This is a genomic window from Polyangiaceae bacterium, assembly GCA_015075635.1.
Taxonomy (GTDB): Bacteria; Myxococcota_A; Polyangia; order Polyangiales; family Polyangiaceae; genus JADJKB01.
In genome coordinates this window covers 1,835,178-1,857,276 of record JABTUA010000001.1, presented here as the reverse complement: position 1 = coordinate 1,857,276, position 22,099 = coordinate 1,835,178, and the positions used below count along the sequence as shown (strand labels likewise).

23 protein-coding genes and 1 tRNA gene are annotated in these 22,099 nt (G+C 71.0%); 8 read left to right on the top strand and 16 right to left on the bottom strand.

Going from position 1 to position 22,099, the window contains the following annotated elements; all coding sequences use genetic code 11:
- Window position 1: 1 nt before the first annotated feature.
- Window positions 2-84 (bottom strand) — tRNA-Leu (locus HS104_08340).
- Window positions 85-98: 14 nt separating this feature from the next.
- A complete protein-coding gene (locus HS104_08335; protein MBE7479978.1) occupies window positions 99-857 on the bottom strand; it encodes an SDR family NAD(P)-dependent oxidoreductase in 759 nt (252 codons plus the stop codon).
- A gap of 174 nt (window positions 858-1,031) precedes the next feature.
- Here HS104_08335 and HS104_08330 point away from each other — a divergent pair, with 174 nt between their 5' ends.
- Entirely contained in the window at window positions 1,032-1,907 is an 876-nt protein-coding gene (locus HS104_08330; GenBank protein MBE7479977.1) for a serine/threonine protein kinase, read from the top strand.
- A 21-nt stretch (window positions 1,908-1,928) separates the two neighbouring features.
- A complete protein-coding gene (locus HS104_08325; GenBank protein ID MBE7479976.1) occupies window positions 1,929-2,504 on the top strand; it encodes a DUF721 domain-containing protein in 576 nt (191 codons plus the stop codon).
- Here the strand turns inward: HS104_08325 and HS104_08320 are convergent.
- From HS104_08320 to HS104_08305, 4 genes are all read right to left on the bottom strand, one after another.
- Window positions 2,398-3,282 carry an FHA domain-containing protein gene (locus HS104_08320; protein ID MBE7479975.1) on the bottom strand — a complete coding sequence of 295 codons (885 nt, stop codon included), beginning with the start codon at window positions 3,280-3,282 and terminating at the stop codon, window positions 2,398-2,400. The genes HS104_08325 and HS104_08320 overlap by 107 nt on opposite strands.
- Before the next feature lie 45 nt (window positions 3,283-3,327).
- Window positions 3,328-4,074 (bottom strand): FHA domain-containing protein, encoded by a 747-nt coding sequence (locus HS104_08315; protein ID MBE7479974.1) that lies wholly within the window; start codon window positions 4,072-4,074, stop codon window positions 3,328-3,330.
- On the bottom strand, window positions 4,075-4,941 hold the full coding sequence (locus HS104_08310) for an FHA domain-containing protein (GenBank protein MBE7479973.1): 867 nt from the start codon (window positions 4,939-4,941) through the stop codon (window positions 4,075-4,077). It lies immediately after the preceding gene.
- 101 nt (window positions 4,942-5,042) lie between these two features.
- Complete coding sequence (locus HS104_08305; GenBank protein MBE7479972.1) at window positions 5,043-5,480, bottom strand: hypothetical protein; 438 nt, start codon at window positions 5,478-5,480, stop codon at window positions 5,043-5,045.
- Between the two features lie 78 nt (window positions 5,481-5,558).
- On the opposite strand from HS104_08305, the gene HS104_08300 reads away from it, so the two are divergent.
- On the top strand, window positions 5,559-6,299 hold the full coding sequence (locus HS104_08300; protein MBE7479971.1) for a hypothetical protein: 741 nt from the start codon (window positions 5,559-5,561) through the stop codon (window positions 6,297-6,299).
- A gap of 191 nt (window positions 6,300-6,490) precedes the next feature.
- On the top strand, window positions 6,491-7,900 hold the full coding sequence (locus tag HS104_08295; GenBank protein MBE7479970.1) for an IS4 family transposase: 1,410 nt from the start codon (window positions 6,491-6,493) through the stop codon (window positions 7,898-7,900).
- Window positions 7,901-8,009: 109 nt separating this feature from the next.
- On the opposite strand, the gene serC is transcribed toward HS104_08295, so the two are convergent.
- The 4 genes from serC to purD form a co-directional block, all read right to left on the bottom strand.
- Window positions 8,010-9,092: a 3-phosphoserine/phosphohydroxythreonine transaminase gene (serC, locus tag HS104_08290; GenBank protein ID MBE7479969.1), complete on the bottom strand. Its 1,083-nt coding sequence runs from the start codon at window positions 9,090-9,092 to the stop codon at window positions 8,010-8,012.
- Between the two features lie 114 nt (window positions 9,093-9,206).
- Window positions 9,207-10,514, bottom strand: coding sequence for a DUF1015 domain-containing protein (locus tag HS104_08285; protein MBE7479968.1), 1,308 nt, complete (start codon window positions 10,512-10,514; stop codon window positions 9,207-9,209).
- A gap of 11 nt (window positions 10,515-10,525) precedes the next feature.
- Window positions 10,526-11,152, bottom strand: a complete 627-nt coding sequence (locus tag HS104_08280; protein MBE7479967.1) for an L-threonylcarbamoyladenylate synthase — start codon at window positions 11,150-11,152, stop codon at window positions 10,526-10,528.
- Window positions 11,149-12,441: a phosphoribosylamine--glycine ligase gene (gene purD, locus HS104_08275; protein MBE7479966.1), complete on the bottom strand. Its 1,293-nt coding sequence runs from the start codon at window positions 12,439-12,441 to the stop codon at window positions 11,149-11,151. The genes HS104_08280 and purD overlap by 4 nt, the downstream gene beginning before the upstream one ends.
- Window positions 12,442-12,516: 75 nt before the next feature.
- Between purD and HS104_08270 the strand changes: the two genes are divergently transcribed.
- Window positions 12,517-13,122 carry a hypothetical protein gene (locus HS104_08270; protein MBE7479965.1) on the top strand — a complete coding sequence of 202 codons (606 nt, stop codon included), beginning with the start codon at window positions 12,517-12,519 and terminating at the stop codon, window positions 13,120-13,122.
- Window positions 13,123-13,142: 20 nt separating this feature from the next.
- Here HS104_08270 and HS104_08265 read toward each other — a convergent pair whose 3' ends face one another.
- Both HS104_08265 and HS104_08260 read right to left on the bottom strand, forming a co-directional pair.
- Window positions 13,143-14,126, bottom strand: coding sequence for a D-alanine--D-alanine ligase (locus HS104_08265; protein MBE7479964.1), 984 nt, complete (start codon window positions 14,124-14,126; stop codon window positions 13,143-13,145).
- The gene (locus HS104_08260; GenBank protein MBE7479963.1) at window positions 14,123-14,560 is read right to left on the bottom strand and encodes a dCMP deaminase family protein; all 438 of its coding nucleotides are present in this window, start codon (window positions 14,558-14,560) and stop codon (window positions 14,123-14,125) included. The genes HS104_08265 and HS104_08260 overlap by 4 nt, the downstream gene beginning before the upstream one ends.
- Before the next feature lie 95 nt (window positions 14,561-14,655).
- On the opposite strand from HS104_08260, the gene HS104_08255 reads away from it, so the two are divergent.
- The 3 genes from HS104_08255 to HS104_08245 all read left to right on the top strand — a co-directional run bounded on the left by HS104_08255 (window position 14,656) and on the right by HS104_08245 (window position 17,468).
- Complete coding sequence (locus HS104_08255) at window positions 14,656-15,153, top strand: hypothetical protein (protein ID MBE7479962.1); 498 nt, start codon at window positions 14,656-14,658, stop codon at window positions 15,151-15,153.
- Window positions 15,150-16,235: a hypothetical protein gene (locus HS104_08250; GenBank protein MBE7479961.1), complete on the top strand. Its 1,086-nt coding sequence runs from the start codon at window positions 15,150-15,152 to the stop codon at window positions 16,233-16,235. Before HS104_08255 ends, HS104_08250 begins: the two co-directional genes overlap by 4 nt.
- Window positions 16,236-16,352: 117 nt before the next feature.
- Window positions 16,353-17,468, top strand: coding sequence for a hypothetical protein (locus HS104_08245; protein MBE7479960.1), 1,116 nt, complete (start codon window positions 16,353-16,355; stop codon window positions 17,466-17,468).
- Here HS104_08245 and HS104_08240 read toward each other — a convergent pair.
- From HS104_08240 to hisZ, 4 genes are read right to left on the bottom strand one after another with little or no spacing between them, the layout of a single operon-like run.
- Window positions 17,431-18,405, bottom strand: a complete 975-nt coding sequence (locus HS104_08240; GenBank protein MBE7479959.1) for a tetratricopeptide repeat protein — start codon at window positions 18,403-18,405, stop codon at window positions 17,431-17,433. The two genes, HS104_08245 and HS104_08240, sit on opposite strands and share 38 nt — an antisense overlap.
- The gene (locus tag HS104_08235; protein ID MBE7479958.1) at window positions 18,402-19,376 is read right to left on the bottom strand and encodes a hypothetical protein; all 975 of its coding nucleotides are present in this window, start codon (window positions 19,374-19,376) and stop codon (window positions 18,402-18,404) included. Before HS104_08235 ends, HS104_08240 begins: the two co-directional genes overlap by 4 nt.
- A 33-nt stretch (window positions 19,377-19,409) precedes the next feature.
- A complete protein-coding gene (locus HS104_08230; protein MBE7479957.1) occupies window positions 19,410-20,714 on the bottom strand; it encodes an adenylosuccinate synthase in 1,305 nt (434 codons plus the stop codon).
- Complete coding sequence (hisZ, locus tag HS104_08225; protein MBE7479956.1) at window positions 20,711-21,934, bottom strand: ATP phosphoribosyltransferase regulatory subunit; 1,224 nt, start codon at window positions 21,932-21,934, stop codon at window positions 20,711-20,713. Before hisZ ends, HS104_08230 begins: the two co-directional genes overlap by 4 nt.
- Window positions 21,935-22,099: the final 165 nt, after the last annotated feature.

Genomic DNA, 22,099 nt, shown 5'->3' with positions numbered 1-22,099 from the left:
GTGCCGAAGGAGGGACTTGAACCCACACTCCCGTTAGGGAAGCGGATTTTGAGTCCGCCGCGTCTGCCATTCCGCCACTTCGGCTCGGGAATGCGGGTCTATAGCCGATCCGGGGCCCGGTGCGCCAGTCGTTCCTCACCCCGAGAGCGCGCTCGCCGGCCGCGTCCCCGCGGTCGCCCGCTCTCGGCGACCGAGCCTCGCGAGGCCCCAGGCGAAGAGCGCGTCCAGCCAGGACGTGGGCATTGCGCTGGCCAGGAACAGGAACGAGCGTGCGGACCATGGGGCCACGTAGCGCGCGCGCGGCGGGCGGTGATCGCGCGCTCGACCGCCAGCGCAATGCACTCCGGCCCCACCGCGCCCTGCTCGGAGGCCGCGCGGATCGCCCCGGCGTTCGCGTAGACCTCCGCGAACGGCGAGGCGGAAGGCTCGGTTCGCGTCGCGACGAAGGCCATGGACTTGTCCGCGAACTCGCTCCGGATGAGCCCCGGTTCGATCACGGAGATACGAATGCCGAACGGCAGAAGCTCGCGCCGCAGCGCGTCCGACAGCGATTCCACCGCGTCCTTCGTCGAGTTGTAGGCGCCCATGAACGGCAGGGTCACCCGGCCACCGACGCTGCTCACGTTGATGATCCGACCCGAGCGGCGCGAGAGCATCGCAGGCACGAAGGCCCGCGTGACCGCGAGCAGCCCGAACACGTTGGTCTCGTACTGTGCCCGCACGTCGGTGTCGGAGGCCTCGATCAATGGTGCCGCGATGCCGAAGCCGGCGTTGTTGACCAGCACGTCGACGCCGTGGCCGTCCGTGAGGCGGTCGATCTCGGCGCGAGCCGCGTCGATGGACGCGGCGCCAGTCACATCGAGTGGCAGGGTGTCGAGCCGAAGCCCGACGGCCTCGGCCGGAGCGCCGCCAGGGAGTCGAGCCTCCGCCCCGTACCGAGCACGTGAAAGCCCTGCCGCGCCAGGTGCAGCGCCACCGCCCGTCCAATCCCTGCCGCCCCTGAGCGCGGCGTGTTAACCAAAAAGCTGCCCATGAGCCTGCGCCCCCCTCTGGACCGGACCGGCGAGCTGATCCGCGGCCGCTACCGGGTGGAGGCGCTGCTGGCGGTCGGCGGCCAGAGCGCGGTGTACCGCGCGCGGGATCAGGTCGACGGGGATCTGGTGGCGCTCAAGGTGCTGCACCCGCAGGCGGCTCGGGACAAGGCCTGGGTCGAACGCCTGTTTCGCGAGGCCCGGGCCATGACCAGCCTGATGCGCACCGCCGCGGTGCGGGTCCTGGATCAAGCGTGGACTGACGACGGCTGCCCCTGCCTGGTGCTCGAGTACCTCGTGGGCCGCGACCTGGACGATCACCTGCGTGCGCTCGAGGAGAGCGGCCAGCGCATCTCGCCGCGAGAGCTCTTCGATCTGCTCGGCCCCGTCGCATCGACCCTGGAGCAGGCCCACGCGCAGGGCATCGTGCACCGTGATCTCAAGCCGCCGAACATCTTCGTGCTCGACGCGGCGCTGGGGGGCGGCGTGAAGCTGCTCGATTTCGGGTTCGCGAAGTTCACGCGCTCGCGACCGATGACGGAGTTCGGTCAGATCGCCGGCTCGCCGAGCTACATCGCCCCGGAGGCGTGGGCGGGCGACTCTTCGGTGCTCGACCAGCGCGTGGACGTGTACGGGTTCGGGGCGATCGTGTTCCGCGCGCTCGGCGGCAGGCCGCCGTTCGAGTCGGACAACCTGTTCGAGCTGATGACACAGGTCATGAAGGCTCCGCGGCCGAGCCTGTGTGCGCTCGCGCCGGCGCTCCCCGTCGCCATGGACGACTGGGTGCTCCAGTCACTCGCCGCCGATCCGAAGGACCGGTTCTTGGCCATCCGCGGACAATACGCGGCCCTCGGCCACGCGCTCGGCCTGGGCTGAACGTGCTAGCTTCCCACGCCCATGGTGAGGCGCTCCACGACCCGCAAGAAGGGGCCTGAGCCACTCGGTCAGCTCTTGACACAGGCCCGGAACACGGCCGCGCGACGCGCGGGCGTGGCCCTGGATCACGAGACCTGGCGAGAAATTGCCGGCGACCGCATCGCTCAGCGCAGCGCGCCCGGTAACCTCGACAGTGGCGTGCTCACCGTCGTGGTGGCCTCGCCGGTGTGGGCGCAGGAGCTGTCGTTCCTGGCGGACGAGATCATGGACCGGCTCCGGAAGCGCGGGCTCGGGGTCAGCTCGATTCGGTTCCGCACCGGCGCAGTGGCCAAGCGCGCGGAGCAAGCCCCAGCGCGCCGTATCCCGAGACCCGTCGAGCTGCCCGCAGACGCGGCGGCGCGCCTGGAGCAGGTGGAGGACCCGGCGCTGCGCGACGTCATCGCCACCGCCATGCGCCAGTCGCTGGCCAACCAAGAGCGAAAGCCCCGGCTCAAGCCGAAGCGAGGCGCTCCAGACCCTCGATGCGCTGAGCCAGGAAGCGTTCGTTCGGACCGAGTCGCGCCGAAACGGAGCGCAGGACCGCGACGTACCCCCTAAGAAGATTGATGTTCAGCCCCGAGACCTGGCGCAGCACCGTGTAGAGCTGGTCTACGACGGGGCCGGGCAGGGGTCGCCGGCAGACCGTGTAGAGGGCGAACGCGTAGTCGATCCACTCCCCCTTGCGGGTGGCTGCCGCGAGCTTGACCGCGTAGCCGACCGCCTTCTCGGCCGCCTCCGGCGACGCGGAGCTCGCCTTCTGGGCCGTCGCCAGGTAGTTCCGGAGGTACGGGCCGATGATGCGCTCGGCCTCGTCGCCGCGCCCGAGCGCGAGCACCTTGTCCACGACGCCGCCGAGCAGGCTGAGCGCGTCGCCCTGGTGGGTGGCCTCCGACTCGTCCGCGGCGGGCTTCGCCGCCTGGATGAGCGGCGATTCGAGCCCGACCAACGTGTCGGCGCTCAGGCGCGCCGTGGGCGACTCCGGCAGGAGCGACGGGTTCACCGCGGCGAAGATCGTCATCTCCTGCTGGCCGATCACGAGCTTGTCGCCGTCGATGAGCGGACGCCGGCCGCTCACACGGAGCCCGTTGACGAACACGCCGTTCACGCTGCCCAGGTCCACCAGGACGGCCGTGCTCTCGGTGACCTCGAGCTCCGCGTGCTTGCGTGAGACCAACGCGTCGTCGAGCACCAGCTGACAGCCCGTGCCGCGCCCGATGACCAAGGTGCCGGGCTTCAGCTCGAAGCGATGCCCGCGGTACAGCAGCGAGAAGCGCACCGCTCGCTCGGTGGTCTCGAGCTGCTTCACCACCGGGTCGGTGCGCCGAACGTCACTCACGGATAGCCCGAGAACCATACCGCGAATCGGGGGCGATTCCACCCCTCAGCGCAGGGCGGCCAGGCGCTCCAGCCCTTCGATTCTGCCGATCAAGAAGCGCTCGCTCGGCGAGAGCTCCGGCGCCCGGGCTCGAAGAGACTCGACGTAGGCCCTGAGCTGTACGCGATCCACGGCGCCCACCTTGCGCAGCACCTCGTGGAGGGCGTCGACGACGGTCACCGGCAGCGGGCGCTCGAGCGCCTGGTACAGGCGAATCGCATAGTCGACCCAGTTGGCCTTGCCCGTCGCGAGCGCCAGGCGCGTGGCGAACGCCGCCGCCTTCTCGTTGGTGTCGGAGTCTGCCGCGCGGCCCGCTTCGGCCTTGGCGGCGATGTCTTCGAGCGGCCCGGCGAGCAGCCGCTCGGCCTCGTCCGGGTGGCCGAGCGCCAGGGCCTTGTCCGCGAGGCTGCCGACGACCCCGAAGGCCGAGAACCGGGCCGTCGGTGCAGCGCGGGTCACGGCCCGCGGCGCCGCGGCGTCCAGCGAGAGCAGCATCTCCTGCGATCCGATCTTCACGCGGTCGCCGGACTTCAGCCGCACCGTCCCGTCGATGCGCGCGTCGTTCACCAGTACGCCGTTGCGACTACCCAGGTCTTCAACGCTGACGCCGTCGGGTGCAACGACCAAGACGGCGTGCTGGCGGGAGACCAGCGGATCGTCCAGCGCGAGCTCCGAGCTCGCAGCTCTACCGATCACGAATCGGCCGGGCTTGAGCTCGATCTCGTGGCTCTTGTAGCGGAGGACGTAGCCCATTCACCGCGAGACCGTCAGCGACTCGACGCGCAGGAACCCGTCGCGGTCTTCCTCGGTTGGACCGCCGCGGGCCGTGACGCTCTCGAGCACTCGTGTGGCAGCAGGTGCCAGTGACTTGCGAGCCTGAGGCGGCAGCGTGGACAGGCGCTCGGATATCGTGGGGTGCGGCACCATGCCGAGGGCGGCGTAGACGTCGAGCAGCCAGTTGCCCCACTCCGCCGACTGCCGCTCCTCCGCCAGCCGCGCGGCCGCCTCCGCGAGCCGGTCCAGGTGCTCTTGCTGGACGGGCTGGCCGCTCTGCACCCGCTCCTCGATGTTGGCCTGCGAGCGCCTGAGCATGCGATCGACGTCGTCCCAGCGGTGGAGAGAAGCGGCGCGCTGGAGCACCTCGACCAGGAGCTCGAGGGTCCAGTTGCGGTTCGGCTCGCCGACCACCCCGCTGACCGTGTCCTCGTCCATGCGTTCGCGCGAGCCGCAGCTCGGGCACTGCGGAGACTCCATCGGGTACGGCAGTCCGCAGGCGGCGCAGTGGCACATGAACCCGGTGGGTCGAGTGCCCACGCTCGGTCCGGTCTTTGCCGGGGTCCGCACCGCACAGAACACCAGCTCCTGCGTCCCGATGCGCACCCGGTCACCGTCCGACAGCTCGTGGGCTCCGCGCACCGTGCGGCCGTTGATCACCAGGCCGTTGCGCGACCCCATGTCCTCCACCGTGGCGCGGTTGCCCTCGATGCGGAAGCGCGCGTGCTGGCGCGACACCAACGGATCCTCGATGGTCACGTGACAGGAGGCGCTCCGCCCGACCAAGGTGTCCCCTTGGGGCAAGTCGATTTCCTGCAACAAGAACCGGAGTCGGTATCGGCTCACGCGAAATTCCGCCTAGCTTCCTGGATACGCTACCGGTCTCGGTCCCATCCGTCAAAGCCGGCGCCCCCGCTCGGGCGAGATCGGCCGCAATTCCGAGCTCGTCAGCCAGCTTTGCCGGCGTCGGACGACAGCAGGCGAAGCAGGCGATAGACGAGGCGCGGATGCGATGTCAGGCCGTAGATCTTGAGCTTGCCCGATCGCAGCGCTCCCAGCACCTGCGCCAGCGAGCGTCCCGACGCCACCACTCCGCGCGCCGGCAGGGCTGGCAGCTCGGACAAGGCATCCAGCCCCAGGGTGATTCCGCGGATGGTCACCGTCGGGACTCCGATCAAGCCTTCGTGAATCGTCAGCCGGCCAAAATCGAAGCGCAGCGTCAGCGCGGTGTCGGCGTCGTCGGCCACGATGCCCACTGCGCCGCGCATGCGGTCGAAATCGCGCTTCGAGCCTTCGCGCGTGATCGAGGCGCGAATGCGCTCGGCGATCTGCCGAGCCAGCGGGTCGTGGTCGGCTCCCGGGGCGAGATCGACGACGGGGTCCACGCCTGCCCGCGTAGCGCTCGCCGAGCGCCCCCGTCAAGGCCTTGCAGCGCGAACGAGCGAGGGGTTCCATCGGGCCCGATGGCCCGACCGAGCTGGGCAGCCGCCCTGGTGCTCTCGACTTCCCTGACGGCGCTCTTGGGCGCTGGACCCCCTGCGCCAGAGGACGCGGGCGCCGGGACGGATGGCGCGCCGAGCGGCAGCGTCGAGACGGACGCAGCAGTGGCCGAGCCTGCCGAGGCGGCGGCCCCACCCCATCAGGTCGCGCTCCCGCCGTCGAAGAGCGCCGCGGCGCCGAGCGCGCCGCCTCCCGACGCTGGCCCGCTCGACGACTCGCCGACGCTGCACTCCGCCTTCGTTCACGTCTTCGTCGACTACCCGGACGCCGTGCTCGAGCTCAGGAGCTACATCGACGACACCGATTGGACGCAGGCCTGCCGCGCCCCGTGCGACCGGACGCTGCGCGTGGAGGGCATGGACGCCAGGGTGCGCGCCCCGGGCATGACGGCGTCGAACGTCTTCCGCATCGACCCGGGTCGCGGCACCGCGAACCTCAAGGTCGAGGGCGGCAGCGCACGCTCGAAGACCATCGGAACCGTGGGGTTCGCCGGCGGCATCCCGCTGGGGCTCGTCGGAATGGGCCTGTGGAGCTACGGCAAGCTCGAGGACCGCGCCTCGCTCCAGACCGCGGGCATCGTCACCATGGGCGTCGCCGCCGCGCTGGTGCTCGGCTCGCTGCCGTTCCTCAGCGCGGGTGGCACCCGGGTCAAGGACGGGAAGGGCAAGGTCATCGCGACGACCTTCGCCCCTCCCCGGCTCTGACTCGGGCCTCGCTCCTTCGCGGCCCGCGTTCGCCGCCAGGGCTCGTTTTCTTCAGGGTACTCGCCGAGCTGCGGACAGAACAGCTTGGCGACGACTCCCACCTGACGGCGCGGGTGCGCCGGCCTACCCCTCCGGCTCAGGATCATACACATCTCGTTGCCAGGACCGCCGCCGTATGATCTACGGGTGAAATGCGAGCAACGGAGTGGCTGAACCAGCCGATTTCGGTTGAGTTCGAGGGCGCAATACTCGGCGACAGACGGCGCAGCGATCGGCTGAAGTGGCTCGCCGAGAAGGTGATGACGTCGCCGGGGGTGGGTTTTCCTCAGGCCGTCGATACCCCATCCGAGCTGGAGGGCGTCTACCGATTCCTGCGAAACGAGCAGGTCGCCGCGGCTGAGGTCCTCGAACCACACCTATTGGCGACTGCGGAGCGCGTGCGCTCTGAGGGCGTGTGCATCGTGGCACACGACACAACTGAGGTGACGCTCGGCGGCTCCAGTCGGCGCGAGGGGCTGGGGGCTACGTCTGGCGGTGGTCAAGGCTTCCTCGCTCATGTCGCGCTGGCCGTGCTTCCGGGTGAGGACCGACTGCCACTTGGTGTGCTTGGCCTGCACCAGCACGTCAGGACCAAGTACAAGGGTGGGCGTCGGGGCCGCGCAGCCGATCGCCGGAAGGATCCCGAGCGCGAGTCGTTGCGCTGGCCAGCGATGCTCGATGCCGTCCATTCGAGATGCCCGGATAGCCAACTAGTTCACGTGATGGACCGCGAAGCAGACATCTTCGAGGTGCTGGCGAAGGCCCAGGAACTCGGCTCTCGTTACGTCATCCGCTCGGCTCGCGACCGAGGAACCGAAGAAGTCGGAGTCTGTTTGCGCGCGGCCCTGTCGGAGCTCGAACCGCAGCTATCCCGCACGATTTCGGTGTCGTCAAGGCCGCGGAGCAGTCGCGCGCACGCCGCGAAAGAGCATCCGCCGCGAAACGCGCGAAGCGCGGAGGTCGGCGTGGCTGGTCGGCGCTTGACGGTGGTGCGTCCGCGCAACTGCAAGCACTCGACGGCAGCCATCGAGCTGAACGTTGTGCGAGTCTGGGAGCTGGCACCGATCGAAGGCGAGCCGCCGATCGAATGGGTCTTGCTCACCACCGAGCCAATCGACACCACCGCCGAGCTCGCCACCGTTGTCGACTACTATCGCAGCCGCTGGGTGATCGAGGAGTTCTTCAAGGCACTCAAGCAAGGGTGTTCGCTCGAGAAGCGACAACTCGAGTCGTATCAGGCATTGAGCAATGCCCTGGCAGTGTTTCTGCCCATCGCCTGGCGCCTCCTGCTCATGCGCTCGCTGGCCCGCGTCGCGCCCGAGCAACCAGCCACAACCATCCTGACCGAGCCGCAGTTGCTGGTCGTCAAGTTCAAGCTCCGACTCCCGGCGGTCCCAAGAACAATCGGGGATGCACTGCTCGCCGTTGCCCGACTCGGCGGCCATTTGCGAAACAACGGCATGCCGGGCTGGCAGACCCTGGGGAAGGGCTACCAAAAGGTCCTCGACTACGAGGTTGGCTTCCTCGCCGCGCTCGCCTGCGCGAGATCCGATCAATCATGAGCCCTCCGGGTATCGCGAAGCGCGTTCGCCGGAATTCGCGTTGGGTGTCGACTTCAGTGGCGACTCGCGATCTGCTCTTGCCAAGACAGCGAGTCTCGAGAACGCGGGCTCAGCGGCCCTTCTGGAACTCGGTCATCAGGTCCACCAGCGCCTGCACCCACTCCCGGCTGCAAGCGTTGTAGATGCTGGCGCGGATGCCGCCCACCGAGCGATGCCCCTTCAGTCCGACCATCTTGCGACGGCTGGCCTCGGCCAGGAACTCTGCCTCCAGGGCCTCGGTCGGCAGCGTGAACACCACGTTCATGCTGGAGCGGCTGTCCTTGTCGACGGGGCAGCGGAAGAAATCCGGGCGCGCGTCGATGGCCGCGTACAAGAGCGCTGCCTTGTCCTGGTTGTGCTTCTCCATCGCGCCAAGGCCGCCGGCCTGCTTCACGGCTTCGAGCACGTTGCGCAGGATGTACACGCCGAACGTCGGAGGCGTGTTGTAGAGCGAGTTGTTCTCGGCGTGGGTGCGGTACTGGAAGATGGCGGGGATGTCCTTGCGCCCCGCGGCGACCAGCTCCTTCTTCGCGATCACGAGCGTCACGCCCGAAGGTCCCAGGTTCTTCTGCGCGCCGGCGTAGATCAGCCCGAACTTCGACACGTCGAAGGGCCTCCACATGATGTCGCTCGACATGTCCGCCACCAGCGGCACGCTGCCGGTGTCCGGGAACGCCTGCCACTGGGTGCCGAAGATGGTGTTGTTGCTGGTGATGTGGACGTACGCTGCCGCAGGATCGAGCTCGAGCTCGCTCTGCTTGGGGATGCGAGTGAACTTCTTGTCGACCTCGGTGCTGCACGCCACTCGCGCCTTGCCCACGGTCTTCGCCTCCTTGTAGGCCTTCTGCGACCAGGAGCCGGTGAGGACGTAATCGGCGCTCTTGTCGGGCGTGAGCAGGTTCATGGGGACCACCGCGAACTGCTGGCTCGCGCCACCCTGGAGCAGGAGCACGTCGTAGCTGTCCGGAACGCCGAGCAGCTCTCGCGTGAGCGCGATGGCCTGGTTGTGGATCGCCTCGTAGGTCTTGCCGCGATGGCTGTGCTCCATGATGCTCATGCCGCTCCCCTCGACATCCAGGAGCTCGCGCGCTGCGCGTTCGAGAGCGGAAAGGGGAAGCGCCGCCGGGCCGGCGTTGAAGTTCATGGCTCGCATGGGACAGCTCCACTCGCGGGCGTTCGGGTCCCAACGACTCGGGAGCGCGACGCTCGCGCGAGCTGTCGAGTAGCGCCTGTGCCGCGTCGCGTCAAGGCGCGCGCCTGCGCGCGGTCAGCTCACGCTGCGGGTGGGATCCAGGGTGTGGAAGAACAGCCCCGTCGGCACCTTCGGATAGAAGAAGGTCGACTTCTGCGGCATCACCTCGCCAGCCTCCGCGACCTTGCGCACGACGGAGACCGGCGTCGGTTTCATCAGGAACAAGAGCTGCCCAGCGCCGCTGCCCAGGGCGGCGACCCCTGCGCGAGCGTCTTGCAGGTAGCGGATGTTGGTCTTCGCCGCTTGCGCCTCGGGGGAGATGCCGAGCACGTGCTCGAGCAGCCCGTCGTGGAGCAGAGTGACCGCGGTCTGACGCAACACCGCCGGGCGCTTGCCGAGCACGGGGTGTGACTCGAGATCGACGTCGCTCCGCGCGACCAGGAGCGCGGCGCGGCCGTCGGGGCCCACCACGCACAAGCTGGCCTCGGGCGCCCTGGCGAGCGCGCTCGCGAGATCCTCCACGGCGCCGCTGGCGGGCGTGACGGCGAACAGCTCCTCCGCCCGGACCAGCAGCGTGGCGAGGTCGGCCTGGGCGAGGGAGTGCACCAGGCGATGCGTCGGAAACACCACCAAACCCGGATCGTCGCCGTTGGCGAGCAGCACCGGGAAGTAGTGGTGCTCCGCACGCTCCGGCACGCGGTGTCCTGCTGCGCGCGCCTCGGCGTCGATCTCGCCGGAGAGCGCCAGCGCCGTTTCGTAGCGATGGTGCCCGTCGGCGATCAGCAGGCGCGCGTCGGAGAGGGCGCTGGCGATACGCACCACCGATGTGGCGCGGCTCACGCGCCAGAGCTGGTGCCGCACGCCGTCGTCCGTGGAAAAGTCGGCGATGGGCGTGCCGTCTTCGAGGTGAGCGTCGAGCGCACGCTCCGGATCCGAGTACAGCATGAAACCCGGCGAGATCGCGGTGCGCGTCGCACGGCCGAGCTCCAGGCGATCGAGCTTGGGCCCGGTCAGGGTGCGCTCGTGTGGCAGGACCACGCGAGCCGAGTACGGCTCCACCTTGACCAGCGCGAAGAAGCCACGGCGCGTGCGCCGCTCGCCGCCGCCGGGCGGGTCGAAGGTCTGGGCGTAGCGCCAGAACCCGGGCTGCGCGTCGCGGACCAGGACCCGGCGCGCTTGCCAGTCGGTCAGGAGCCGGCGCGCCTCCGCGTACTTCGCGGCACCTTCGCCGCTGGGCAGGTCCACGTGAACGACGTTCTCCGGATGGCGCGCCGAGAGCGTTCGGCGGAGCTCGGCGTCGATCACGTCGTAGGGAGGCGCCACGACCTGTGGCAACAGGTCGGGAGCGTAAGAGAGCGGCGCGAGCGGAGCTACGTCTGCCATGCGGGCGAATGCTATCGCATTTGCCCGCCGGAGCGGGCGGACTCTACGACCCTCGCGATCCGCCCGGCGTCGATGGCGCCCTCGCGCACGATCTCCAGTGCGTCACCGCGCACGACGATCACGGTGGAAGGCGGGCCACCGGGCGCGGGCTCGTCGACCACGAACAGGTTGCCGGCAGCAATTTCGGTCGCGAAGCTCCGACGCACGACCCGCGCGTCGGCCGTGGGCGGCGAGCCGCTCGGGTTCGCGCTGGTCGCCGTCAACGGGCGGCCGAAGGCCGAGCAGAGGCGCGCCGCCGGCGACGCCGCGGGCAGGCGGACCGCGACCGTTCCCCCCTCGACCAGGTGAGCATCGAGAGAGGCCCGGGCGGGCACCGCGAGCGTGAGCGGCCCGGGCCAGAACGCTTCCGCCAGCGCTCGGGCCAGCTCGGGGATCTCCGCGGCGACCAGCGTCCAGCTCTCACGGTTCGGCAGGATCAGCGGCAAGGCCTTGTCCGAGCGCGGCTTCAGCGCCGCGACCCTGTCGACCGCCGTCGGCGAGGTCGCGTCTGCCAAGAGGCCAAACAGGGACTCGGTCGCCGCCGCGACGACGCCGTCGCGACGGAGCACGCCGAGCGCCGCGTCCAAGCTCGTGGTCATCGTACGGGCAGCGCCTGCGCTGCGATGTCGTGGCGCATCTGCTTGCCCTCGAACTCGATCAACTCTGCGGCACGGTAGGCGCGCGCATGCGCCTCGACCAGCGTCTCGCCGCGCGCGGTCACTCCGAGCACGCGACCGCCGCTGGTCACGCAGCCCGCGGCGTCGAGGCGCGTGCCAGCGTGGTAGACGCGCACGCCCTCCAGAGCAGCCGCAGCGTCGAGCCCGAGGATCGGCGTACCCGTCCGGGGCGTACCCGGATAACCAGGCGCCGCGAGCACGACGCACACGGCGTGCCGCGGGGAGACCCGAAGAGAGCCCGGGGACATGCGTCCCGCCGCGGCCCCCGCGAGCAGCTCGGCCAAGTCCCCGTCGATCACGTTCATCAGCACCTGCGTCTCCGGGTCTCCGAAGCGCACGTTGAACTCGAGCAGGCAAGGCTCTCCCGCCGGCGTGATCATCAGCCCGGCGAACAGGGTGCCGCGGAACGGGTTACCGTCGGCTGCCATGCCGGCCACGGCGCGCTCGATGATCTCGCGGCGGATGCGCTCGCCGAGCTCCGGGGTGACGAGCGGGGCCGGAGCGTAGGTGCCCATGCCCCCGGTGTTGGGGCCGGTGTCACCGTCACCGATGCGCTTGTGGTCCTGAGCAGCTGGCAGCAGGAAGGCGCGCTCGCCATCGCACACCGCGTGTACGCTCGCCTCGTGCCCCAGCAGGCGCTCCTCGATCACGACCCTGGCGCCGGCTTGGCCGAAGCGACCGCCGAGCATCTCGCGGGCGGCGCCGATCGCTTCGGCGTGGGACTCGGCGACCACGACGCCCTTGCCCGCGCACAAGCCGTCGGCCTTCACCACCGGAGGCTCGTCGAAGCTCCGCACCACGCGCTCCACGGCGGCCGAGTCGGTGACGCTCTCGTGCCGCGCGGTGCGCAGGCCGTGGCGCCGCGCGAAGTCTTTCATGAAGGCCTTCGAGCCCTCCAGCGCCGCGGCGCGCCGGCTCGGACCGTAGGCGAGGAAGCCCGCCTGCCCGAGCTCGTCGATCAGCCCCTCCGTCAGCGGCGCCTCGGGGCCGACGACGATCAAGTCGGGGCGCTCGGCTCGGGCCAGGTCGAGGGGTGCTCCGCTGGCGTTGCGCAGGCGCTTCGGCGCCGAGAGCCAAGCGGGCACGGAAGCCGTGCCGGCGTTGCCGGGTGAAACGACGACCTCGCCCACCGATGGCGACGCGAGCAACGCGTCGGCCAGGGCGTGCTCGCGCCCACCGGACCCCAGTATCAGAACCTTCCGACCCGTCATGGACCGCGCCGAAGCCTACCCCAGCGCCCGGGATACGCGACGCCGATTTGCCTCGCGGCGCTGGTACCGGTAGAAATGTCGAACCTCTCCGTGGCGGATCCCGTCGTTCTGCGTGTGCACCGTCCGTTCGCGGACGAAGACGCATATCTCGTGGCCGAGGCGTGGAGCATCGACGACAAGGCCGTCTTGCTCATCGATCAGCCCGCGCTGCCCAAGGACACGGTGGTGCGCTTCGAGATCGTGCTGGAGGATGGCAGCAAGCCCGTGCGGGCCGAGGGCAAGGTTCACAAGGCCGTGGCCGCGGAGGGCGACCGTCCCGGCGGCCTCCGCGTGCGTTTCCGTCGTTTCGATGCGGGCACCAAGCGCTTCATCGATCGGGTCATGAGTGAACGCCGAAAAGAGCGCCGCTCCCGCCGCCCGCCCGCTGCCGAGCTGACGCCGCTGGTGCTCGAGCCCGAGCCGGTGATCGGCAGCGACGTGGCCGAGCCGGCGCAGCCCGAACCGAGCGCTCCCGAGCAGAGCGCCCCCGAGGTCGTGTCGCAGCCCCTCGGCTCCGCAGCCGCGGCAGCGGCGGCCGAGCCTGCCCCGACGGCACCAGAGCGCGGCCCGGGGCCCCGTGCGGTCACCGCGCCGGAGAATCGTGACGAGCTGCTCGCCCGCCTGCGCGCGCGCAAGCGCTGACTCGGCGCTCGCCGTCGGACTCAAGGCATGGCGATCGGGACGGGATGCTTGCGCGCGGGGCGCTCGTGGGCGCGGCGCGCGAGCTCCGCGCACAACCTGGGAAACTCGATGCCGACCGCGGCGGCGGCCTCCGGGAACAAGCTGGTGCTGGTCATGCCGGGCAGGGTGTTGATCTCGAGCAAGGTCACCCCGGACGGGTCGTCTCCTTCCGGGACCACGAAATCGGCGCGCCCGAGGTCGCGGCAGCCCAACGCCCGGAACGCGGCGAGCGCGACCTCCTGCACCCGGGCCGTCACCGCCGCGGGCAGCGGCGCGGGACACTGGTGTGCGCTGCCGCCCGCTCGATAGCGTGAGGTGAAGTCGTACCAGTCGGCGGCCTTCGCCGAGATCAACGTGGGCGGCAAGACGCGCGCGCCGCTTGGACCCTCGAGCACCCCGCACGTCACCTCCAGCCCCGCGACGAAGCGCTCGACCAGCACGTCCGCGTCCACGGCGAAGGCCGCCTCCAGCGCCGCCTCGAGCCGTTCGTCAGCTGGATCGACCCGCGTCGTGCCGATGGCCGAGCCGCCCGACGCGGGCTTCACCACGACTGCCCCGTCGAAGCGCTCACGCACGCGTTGGGCGGCGCGCGCCACCCCCTCCAGCTCGGACACGGAGAGCTCCTCTGCCAGGGGCAGCGCGCTCTGCCGGAACAACGCCTTGGCGTGAGGCTTGGATGCCGCGAGCGCGCTCGCCAGCACCCCCGAGCCGACGTAGGGCAATCCGAGCACCTCGAGCAGCCCCTGGAGGCAGCCGTCCTCCCCGAGCGGGCCGTGGGTGACCGGGAACGCGACGTCGAAGCGCCCCTCGCGGAGCGCGGCCGGGAGCGCCGCTTCGAGCTCCAGGACGGTCGCTCGTTGACCCGCCTGGCCGAGCGCGGCGCACACCGCCCCGGCCGAGGTGCGGCTCACGTTCGCTTCGGCCGACGGTCCTCCGGCGATCACCGCGACGGACAGCGCCTTCATCCCGAGTGCCCGCCCTCGTGATGGACCAGGTCGATGCCCAGGAGCTTGCTGAACTCGAAGATGCGATGGTCGCGGTAGAACTCACCGAACACGATGCGGCGGATCCCCGAGTTGGCCACCAGCTTGAAGCAGCCGAAGCAGGGCGAAGCCGTCACGTAGATCCCCGCCTCGTCGACCCGCACGCCGTTGCGGGCCGCCTGGACGATGGCGTTGGCCTCGGCGTGCACGGTGCGCACGCAGTGGTTGTCCTCCATCAGGTGACCTTCGTCGTCGCAGTGGGGCAACCCTCGGATCGAGCCGTTGTATCCCGTCGCCAGGATCATCTTCTCGCGCACGATGACCGCCCCGACGTGCTTTCGGTCGCAGGTGGAGCGAGTCGCCACCTCGCGTGCGATGGCCATGAAATACTCGTCCCAGCTCTTTCGCATCGTCATCGTCTCCGGGCGGGGGCCTATAGCCCGATCGCGAGCACGCGACGAGGGCGCGCGCGAGACTTGACCCGGCGAGAGGCTCGTGGCTTGTTTCACCCGTGAAAAGCTCGCCCCGTTGGGCCTCGTCACTGGTCGTGCTCGCGCTCTGCCTGAGCCTCGGAGGCGCGGCGTTCGCGACGCGCACGGGCGACGACCGAGGGCGCGCCGAAGCGGCCCTCGCGGCCCTCTCCGCCGTCCCCGCGCACGCTCGCCTCGCCCACGAACCGATGACCGCCGCGCGGCGCGCGCTCACGCGCGCCGAGGAAGCCCGAGCTGCCGGCGATACCAAGCACGCCCCGGAGCTCGAAGCGCTGGGGCGCGAGCACGCGGAGACCGGGACCGATCTGGTGCGCGCCGCCGAAGCCGAGAAGAAGCTCCGCGACGTGCAGAAGGATCTGTCCGACGTCGAGACGAAGCTCTCGCGCGCGCGGGCGCTGCTCGAGGAGACGCTGGCGCGTCGCGGGCGCGCGCAGGCCAAGCTCGACGAGCTGGAGAAGTCGAAGGCCGCGCCGCCACCTGCCGCTCCGACCCCGAAGAAGGCCGGAGGCAAGCCGTGAGGCGCTGGGCCCTGTTGCTCGCTTGCGGAGTGCTCGCCGCGTGTGCGTCCGCGCCTCGCCCGCGCATCATGGCGGACCTGGATGCCGCCGCCGGCACCGCCCAGGCCCGCGAATCGAAAGAGCTCGCGCCGCAAGCCCACGCCCGGGCGGAGGCGCTCCGGCAACAGGCGGAGGCCGCGCATCGCGACGGCGACAGCGCTTCGGCGCAGATCCTGAGCGAGCACGCCCTGGCAGCGTACGGGCGTGCCTTCGTGTTGGCGCGCCTGGCCCGGGCCGAGCGCGACCTCGAGCAGGCGAACCGCGACCTCGCTCTCGCCAAGACCGCGCTGGCGGACGTGGACGAGAAGCACCAGCGCGTCGCGGCCGAAGCGAACGACCTCGAGCTCCGGATCCGCGTCGCGGAAGACGCCTTGCCACTGGCCCCGAACGCGCCGGCAGGCCCCGAGCGCGAGAAGGCGCGCTTGGAGGCGGCGCGCGCCCTGGTGTCGCAAGCCCGGCTGCTCTGCGTGGCGGCTCGTCTGGTGGCTCCGAACCGCGACGGCCCGAGCGGGGAGCTCGGCAAGCTCGCGGAGCTCGAGCGCACGCTCGGGTCGAGCCCCAAAGCCACGCCCATCGACGCGGCGGTGGCAGCACGTTCGACCTGCCTCAAGCACTTGACCGACGCCCGACGCCCCGCGACCCAGGCTGCGCCCGCAGCTGGGCTCGCCGACGCGCTCTTGGCAGAGCTGAGCCGGAGCGGCTCGCTCCACCCGTTCCGTGACGACCGCGGCGTGGTGATCACGCTGCGCGGGCTGTTCGACGCGAGGGGCGCGCTGACGAGCGATGCAGCCCGCACCCTCGAGGCGCTCGGGCGCGTCGCCAAGGCGCACCCGGGGTTTCCGATCCTGGTGGTGCTCCACGGCAGGGCTGCCGGCGAGGAGGCGCGCAAGAAGAGCCTGTCCGACGCGCTCGCGGCCGCCGGCGTGACCCGCCTGGAGGTGATCTCGGCCGGCGCCGCGCAGCCTGTGGTGGATCCGGCGCGAGCGGGCTCGAGCCAGCGCAACGAGCGAGTCGAGATCGTGTTCGTGGCCCCGTCGTCCTGACGCCCTCCCGGCCCGACGACCCATTCCTGCCACGCTGGAATGATTTTGGTCGCTAGACGAGTGCTGGTCGCGCCCTCAAACTTTCCGAGAGGCCCAGCCGTCCAAGCTTCGAACCACGTGCCGCGCGACTCGAGATACGGAGAGCAGATCGTCTGGACGGGCCGCCCCGAGCGGCTCGAGACTCCGATGTTTCTTCGGGGCGCCGCGCTGGTGATGTTCGCCGCCGCGCTGGTGAGCGTGTGCTTCGCCTTCGTGGTGGCCCGCGCACTGGGCACGTCCCCTGCCCCCACGCTCCTGTTCGGCGCCTGGGCGACGACCCTCGGGCTCGTGCTGCTGCACGGTCCGCGCGTCTGGCTCGCTCGAGTGAGCTACGAGGTGACGGAGCACCACGTCGTGTTCAAGCGCGGGCCCTTTCGCCGCAGCATCGAGCGCAGCGAGATCAGCTTCGCCCGCATTCATTGGTCGGGTCCGGGTGTGGGCGACGTCGAGCTCGTTCGGGCCGTTCCCACCGGTGCGCTGCGCCGGCGCCTGATGCTGCGCCTGTACGGCCTGAAGGCGCCCGACCGCGTCGCCGCCATCATCGCGGGCCACGAGGACGTGGTGCTGCCGGGTCGAGATGACCGGCTCCTGGCTCAACGACTCCAGCTCGGCGAGCGCGTGCTGTGGGCGGCGAATCCGCGTCCGACCTGGCGCTCGTACCTGCCGCGGCAGCGCGGCTGGACCAACGTGGCGCTCTCGGCGATCTTGCTGGCTGTGGCCGTGCGCATGGTCGTCACCGGCGTGCCGACGCTGCAGAAGCTCGTCGCCGCCGACATGTCCGAGCAGGCGCTGACCTTCGAGGCCCTGGTGACCGGCCTCGGGCTGGCCACGCTGACCGTGCTGGCGACCTCCTGCGTGCTGTTCTATTGGGCCGTGATTCGGCCCGGGCGGCTCGCCGGGACCACCCGCTACCTGGTGACCAATCGCCGGGTGTTGATCCAGCGCGGGAAAGAGGAGCTGCACCTCGATCGCAAGAAGATCGTGGACGTCATCGACGCGCCTGCCGGCGGCGGCCTCCGGGACGTGTTCCTGGTGCTCGACGGTCCCCACGCCCGCGCGCTCGCCGCAAGCGGTGCGTTCAGGGACGACGAGGCCATGCCGGGGCTGTGCCCGGTGCTCGAGCGCGTCGAGGACGTCGAGGGCTTGAGCCGCGCGCTCAACGCCCCCGACGAGTCGCTGCCGCGCGCCGCCTGATCTCGGGCGTGAGCTTCGCGAGCCGACCGAGCAGCGTCGCTTGGTGGCGCTTGGCGTGCCCGACCCAGCGGTGACCCTCGGGGATGGCGTGCTCCAGGTACTTCTGCCAGTGCTCCCCGGCGTCCAGCAAGGACACGGCGACGAGCTCCGGCTTCTGCGCCGCGCGGGCCTCCGCCATGGACGCCAGGGCACGGTAGTAGTGGACGTCGTAGGCCGGCACGAAGAACACGCTGGGCAGATCGAGGGCCGAGCCGACGCCGGGGATCTGGATGGCGCTGGCGACCACCATGGCGTCGAGCGCGCGCGGCAGGTCGCCGTTGCGCTCGAGCGCGACGCCGAGCCCGTAATACGCCAGCGCCGACAGGTCCGGCCGGTCTGCGACCGCGATCGCCCGGCGGTAGTCCAGGATGGCGGCCTCCAGCTCCCCGAGCACCATGCTCGACTCGCCGCGGTTGGCGAGAATGTTCGCGCGAAAACCCGGCTCCCACACCCGCTCGAGGGCGCGACTGTACGCCTCGCGCTCTCGCTTCGGATCGCCCAGCCGAGCCGAAGCAATCGCGACGTTGAACCACGCGCGGCCAGCCAAGGGCGACGCCGGTTCGAGCGCAAGCGCCCGGTCGAGCAGCTTGCGCGCGTCCTCGTCGCGGCCGACCAGCGGATCCGAGAGCAGGTCTCCAGCGATGAACAGGAGGCGAGCATCGTGGCCCTCGGTGCCACCCGCCAGCTCCACCATCGCCAGCGCCGCGCGCATGAATCGCTGCGGCAGCGTGGGATCGAACCAGGCGCTGTCGTCGCGAGCCACCATACGCTCGACCGCCACCAGCGTCTGGTAGTCGCGGGCCGCCTTGGGCTCGCGGGCCGCGTCCCAGATCGACGGCTCCGCTCGCGCCGTACCGGCTGAGGCGACGAGCACGGCGAGCGCACAGGCGGCCCTCATCTCGCGGGCTTCCCGCCGCGGCGCGGACCCGCGCCGACCGACTCCAGCTTCTTCTTCGCGTGTGCGAGCCAAGGGGAGCGGGCGGCGTCGGGGCTGTCCAAGAAGGCGCGCCAGTGCTTCTTGGCCACCTCGGGGTGGCCGCGCTCGGAGAGCATGGCGGCAATGGCGGACAGCTCCGATGCCGGGAGCCAGACCACGCGCTCGCGATCCGGCGAGCCGGCCAACCGCACCACACCCAGCGGCCCACGGGCTTCTGCCGCCACGCCTCGCGCTTCGTCGTGGCGGCCCTGCCGGTCCAGCGTCAGGGCCGTGGCGCCGAGCACCACGTCGCTCAGGCCGGGTAGACCGCGCAGGCGCCGCGCTTCGCCCAGGTACCCCAGCGCTTCGTCCAGCGTGCTCGCGTCGCCTCGCATGACCGTCATCGCTGCCTCCAGGTACACGCGCTGGCGCCGGCGCGGGTCGGCCAGCATGCTGGCCCGAGGCACGAGGGCGCGGTAGGCCGCCACCGCATCGGCCTGCTCCTGGTTGGCCAGCGCAGCGAGCGCGAGGTCGTGGAGCGCCGCCGGCTCCGCGAAGCTCCGGCTATCGAGCGAGCGCGCGCGCAGGAAGGCCGGCCATGCCTCCTGCTCTCGCCCGCTGCCCACCAAGGCACGGCCCTCGAGCACGAACGGCGCGGCGCTGCCCGGAGCGAGCTCCTTGGCGCGCGCCGCCGCCGCGATGGCTCGGTCCGGCGCCCGGAAGAGCTCCGCGTAGCCCCGCGCCAGCGCGTCGCAGAACGCCCGGGCTCGCGGACGCCGCGCGCGATCCCAGTGCGAGCGCGTGCCCCCCGCGTCGGGAGCGCACTCGCGCGGGCGCGGGCTGGCGGCGCTCGCAGCAGACAGATCCGCCGCCAGCTCGCCCGGCGGCGCGGCTTGCCCGAGCGCCGCAAACGACACGGAGCTGACGGCCAGGACGATACGGAGCTCGAACACGGCGCTCGAAGCGTACACGCAAATTGGCGCGCGTCAGCCGCTCTTCGCGAAAGGATGTCGGAGCTCGATGGTCTCCGCCCGGCGCGGACCGACGCTGACGAGATAGAGCGGCGCGCCCGCGCCCTGCTCCAGGAAGCGCACGTAGGCTCGGGCAGCCTTCGGAAGGTCGTCGAGGCTTCGGGCGGAAGAGAGCGGTTCCGTCCAACCCTCCAGGTCCTCGTAGACCGGGGTGACCAGGCCGGGCGGATCCAAGAGGTCGATGGGCAGGTCGTCCACCCTGCCCTCGGGCGTGTCATAGGCGACGCAGACGCGCACGCGCTCGAGCCCGGTCAGGACGTCCAGCTTGGTCAGCGCCAGCCCGTCGAGCCCATTGACCCGACGCGCGTAGCGCAGCGCGGGCAGGTCGAGCCAGCCCGTGCGGCGCGGCCGCCCGGTGACGGAGCCGAACTCGACGCCCACGTCCCTGAGGTGCTTGCCGGCGGCGTCGTCGAGCTCGGTCGGGAACGGCCCCGCCCCGACTCGCGTGGTGTACGCCTTGGTGATGCCGACGACGCAGTCGATGCGGCTCGGCCCGATGCCCGCGCCCGTGGTGGCGCCGCCGGCCACCGCGGAGCTCGAGGTGACGAAAGGATAGGTGCCGTGGTCCACGTCGAGGAGCGTGCCCTGCGCTCCCTCGAACATCACGTCCTTGCCGGCAGAGAGCGCCGCGTCCACCTCCCGCGAGGCGTTGCCGAGCAAGGGAACCAGCCGCGCCGCGAAGGGCGCCAGCTCCTCGACGACGGCGCTCGCGCTCGGGCACTGGCCGCCGAGCGCGCTCAGCGTCGGGCGCCAGGCGTCGAGCGCGGCCTCGACCAGCGCGGTGAGGCGGCCGAGATCGCGGAGATCCCCGGTGCGGATCCCGGTGCGCCGGGCCTTGTCCTCGTAGGCCGGACCGATACCCTTCTTGGTGGTGCCGAGCGCGCGCTCCTGCCCCAGCGCCGCCTCTCGGAGACCATCGACGACCAGGTGATAGGGCAAGATCATGTGGGCGCGATCGCTGAGCAGAAGGCGGCTCTGGAGATCCGCATGGCCGCGCTCGACGAGCTGGTCGATCTCCGAGAGCAGCACCTTGGCGTCGATCACCATGCCCTGGCCGAGGATGCAGCGCGTGCTGGGACGCAGGATGCCGCTCGGCAGCAGGCGCACCACGAGCTTGTCGTCGCCCACCACGAGCGTGTGGCCGGCGTTCGGTCCGCCGGCGTAGCGCACCACGACCTGGGCCGATTCGGTGTAGTAGTCGACGATCTTACCTTTGCCCTCGTCGCCCCACTGCGCACCCACGATCACAACCGCAGTCATTGATTGTCGTCCTTCTGAATGGCCAAAGCCGCGATGCTCGCGGCCAGAGCGCTGGGATCACCGCTCGAGAGCACTTCCGCGGCGCCGCCTCGAATCCGGCTTAGGCGCGCGCTCGGCTCGCCGAGCTCGAGCACGTGGCTGAAATGCCACGCCTCCGCGTGCGCCCACGCTGCTTCGGGAGCCGCGGCGCAGGCGACGCCCGCGGCCCGCAGCGCAGCGAGCACGTCCGCCGGAGCGGGCCCGCTGACCAGCACCCGCAGCCGCTCGGCAGAGCGCTTCTCGCCCAGGGCCCAGCTCAGGTGGTCGAGGGCGACCGCGAAGCCGGCGGCGGGACGCGGCGCCCCGAACTGCTCGAGCAAGCGGTCGTAGCGCCCGCCGGCTCCGATGGCCGCTCCGGGCCCCTCCGCGAGCATTTGGAAGGTCACGCCGGTGTAGTAACCCAGGTCACGCACCTCGCCGAGATCGACGCTGATCTCGGGGGCCAGGCCCCGCTCCGAAGCGAACCGCCAGGCGCGCTCGAGCTCCGCGAGGCCGGCGCTGGCGGCCGTTCCGGCCAGCAGGCGCTCGGCCCGCGGCCAGACCTCCGCGCCGCCGTGCAGCTCGGAGAGGCCGGCGAGCGCTCGCACCAGACCTGCGTCGAGCCCGAGAGCCCGCGCGCGCCGCTCGAGCTCGAGCGGGTCCTTCTGTCCGAGCGCCTCCACCAGGGCTGGCCGGTCCCGCTCAGGCACCGGCTCGAGCAACGCCCCGGCGACGCGCGCGTGACCGAGATCGAGCACGTAGCGCCGCAGCCCGGCCCGGCCCAGGGCGGCGCAGGCGACCTCGAGCACCTCGAAGTCCCCCTGTGGCGCGGCGCTGCCGATGAGCTCGATACCAGCCTGGGGGATCTGCCGGTGCTTGCGCGCGCGCTCCCGCCGCAGGCGCACCACCGAGCCCTCGTAGGAGAGTCGAGCCGGGCCCGGCAGCGCGCCGAGGCGGGTGGCGGTGAGCCGGGCGATCTGCGGAGTCATGTCGGGGCGCAGGGCCACGACCTCCCCGGACTCCGGCTCCACGAAGCGCAAGACCTCGCGCGGATCGAGGGCGCCAAGCCCGCGCTCGAGCACCGCGGCGTACTCGAACACCGGCACCGTCACGCGCTGGTAACCGTGGAGCTCGAACGTCTCGAGCAGGTCTCGCCCCAACCAGGACAGCGCCCGGCTCTCGTCCGGGAGCAGGTCGCGCATTCCTGCAGGCAGTGGGTGAGCAAGAGTCTCGTCACCAGGTCGCATGGCGGCACACCGGTCGGGAGGGCGCCCGAGTCTAGACACGGATTTGTCGGGTGTCTCGCGCGGACGCCGAAATCGGCGAGCTTCGGGACTGCCCGGAACGAGCCTTTTGAGCTACGACCG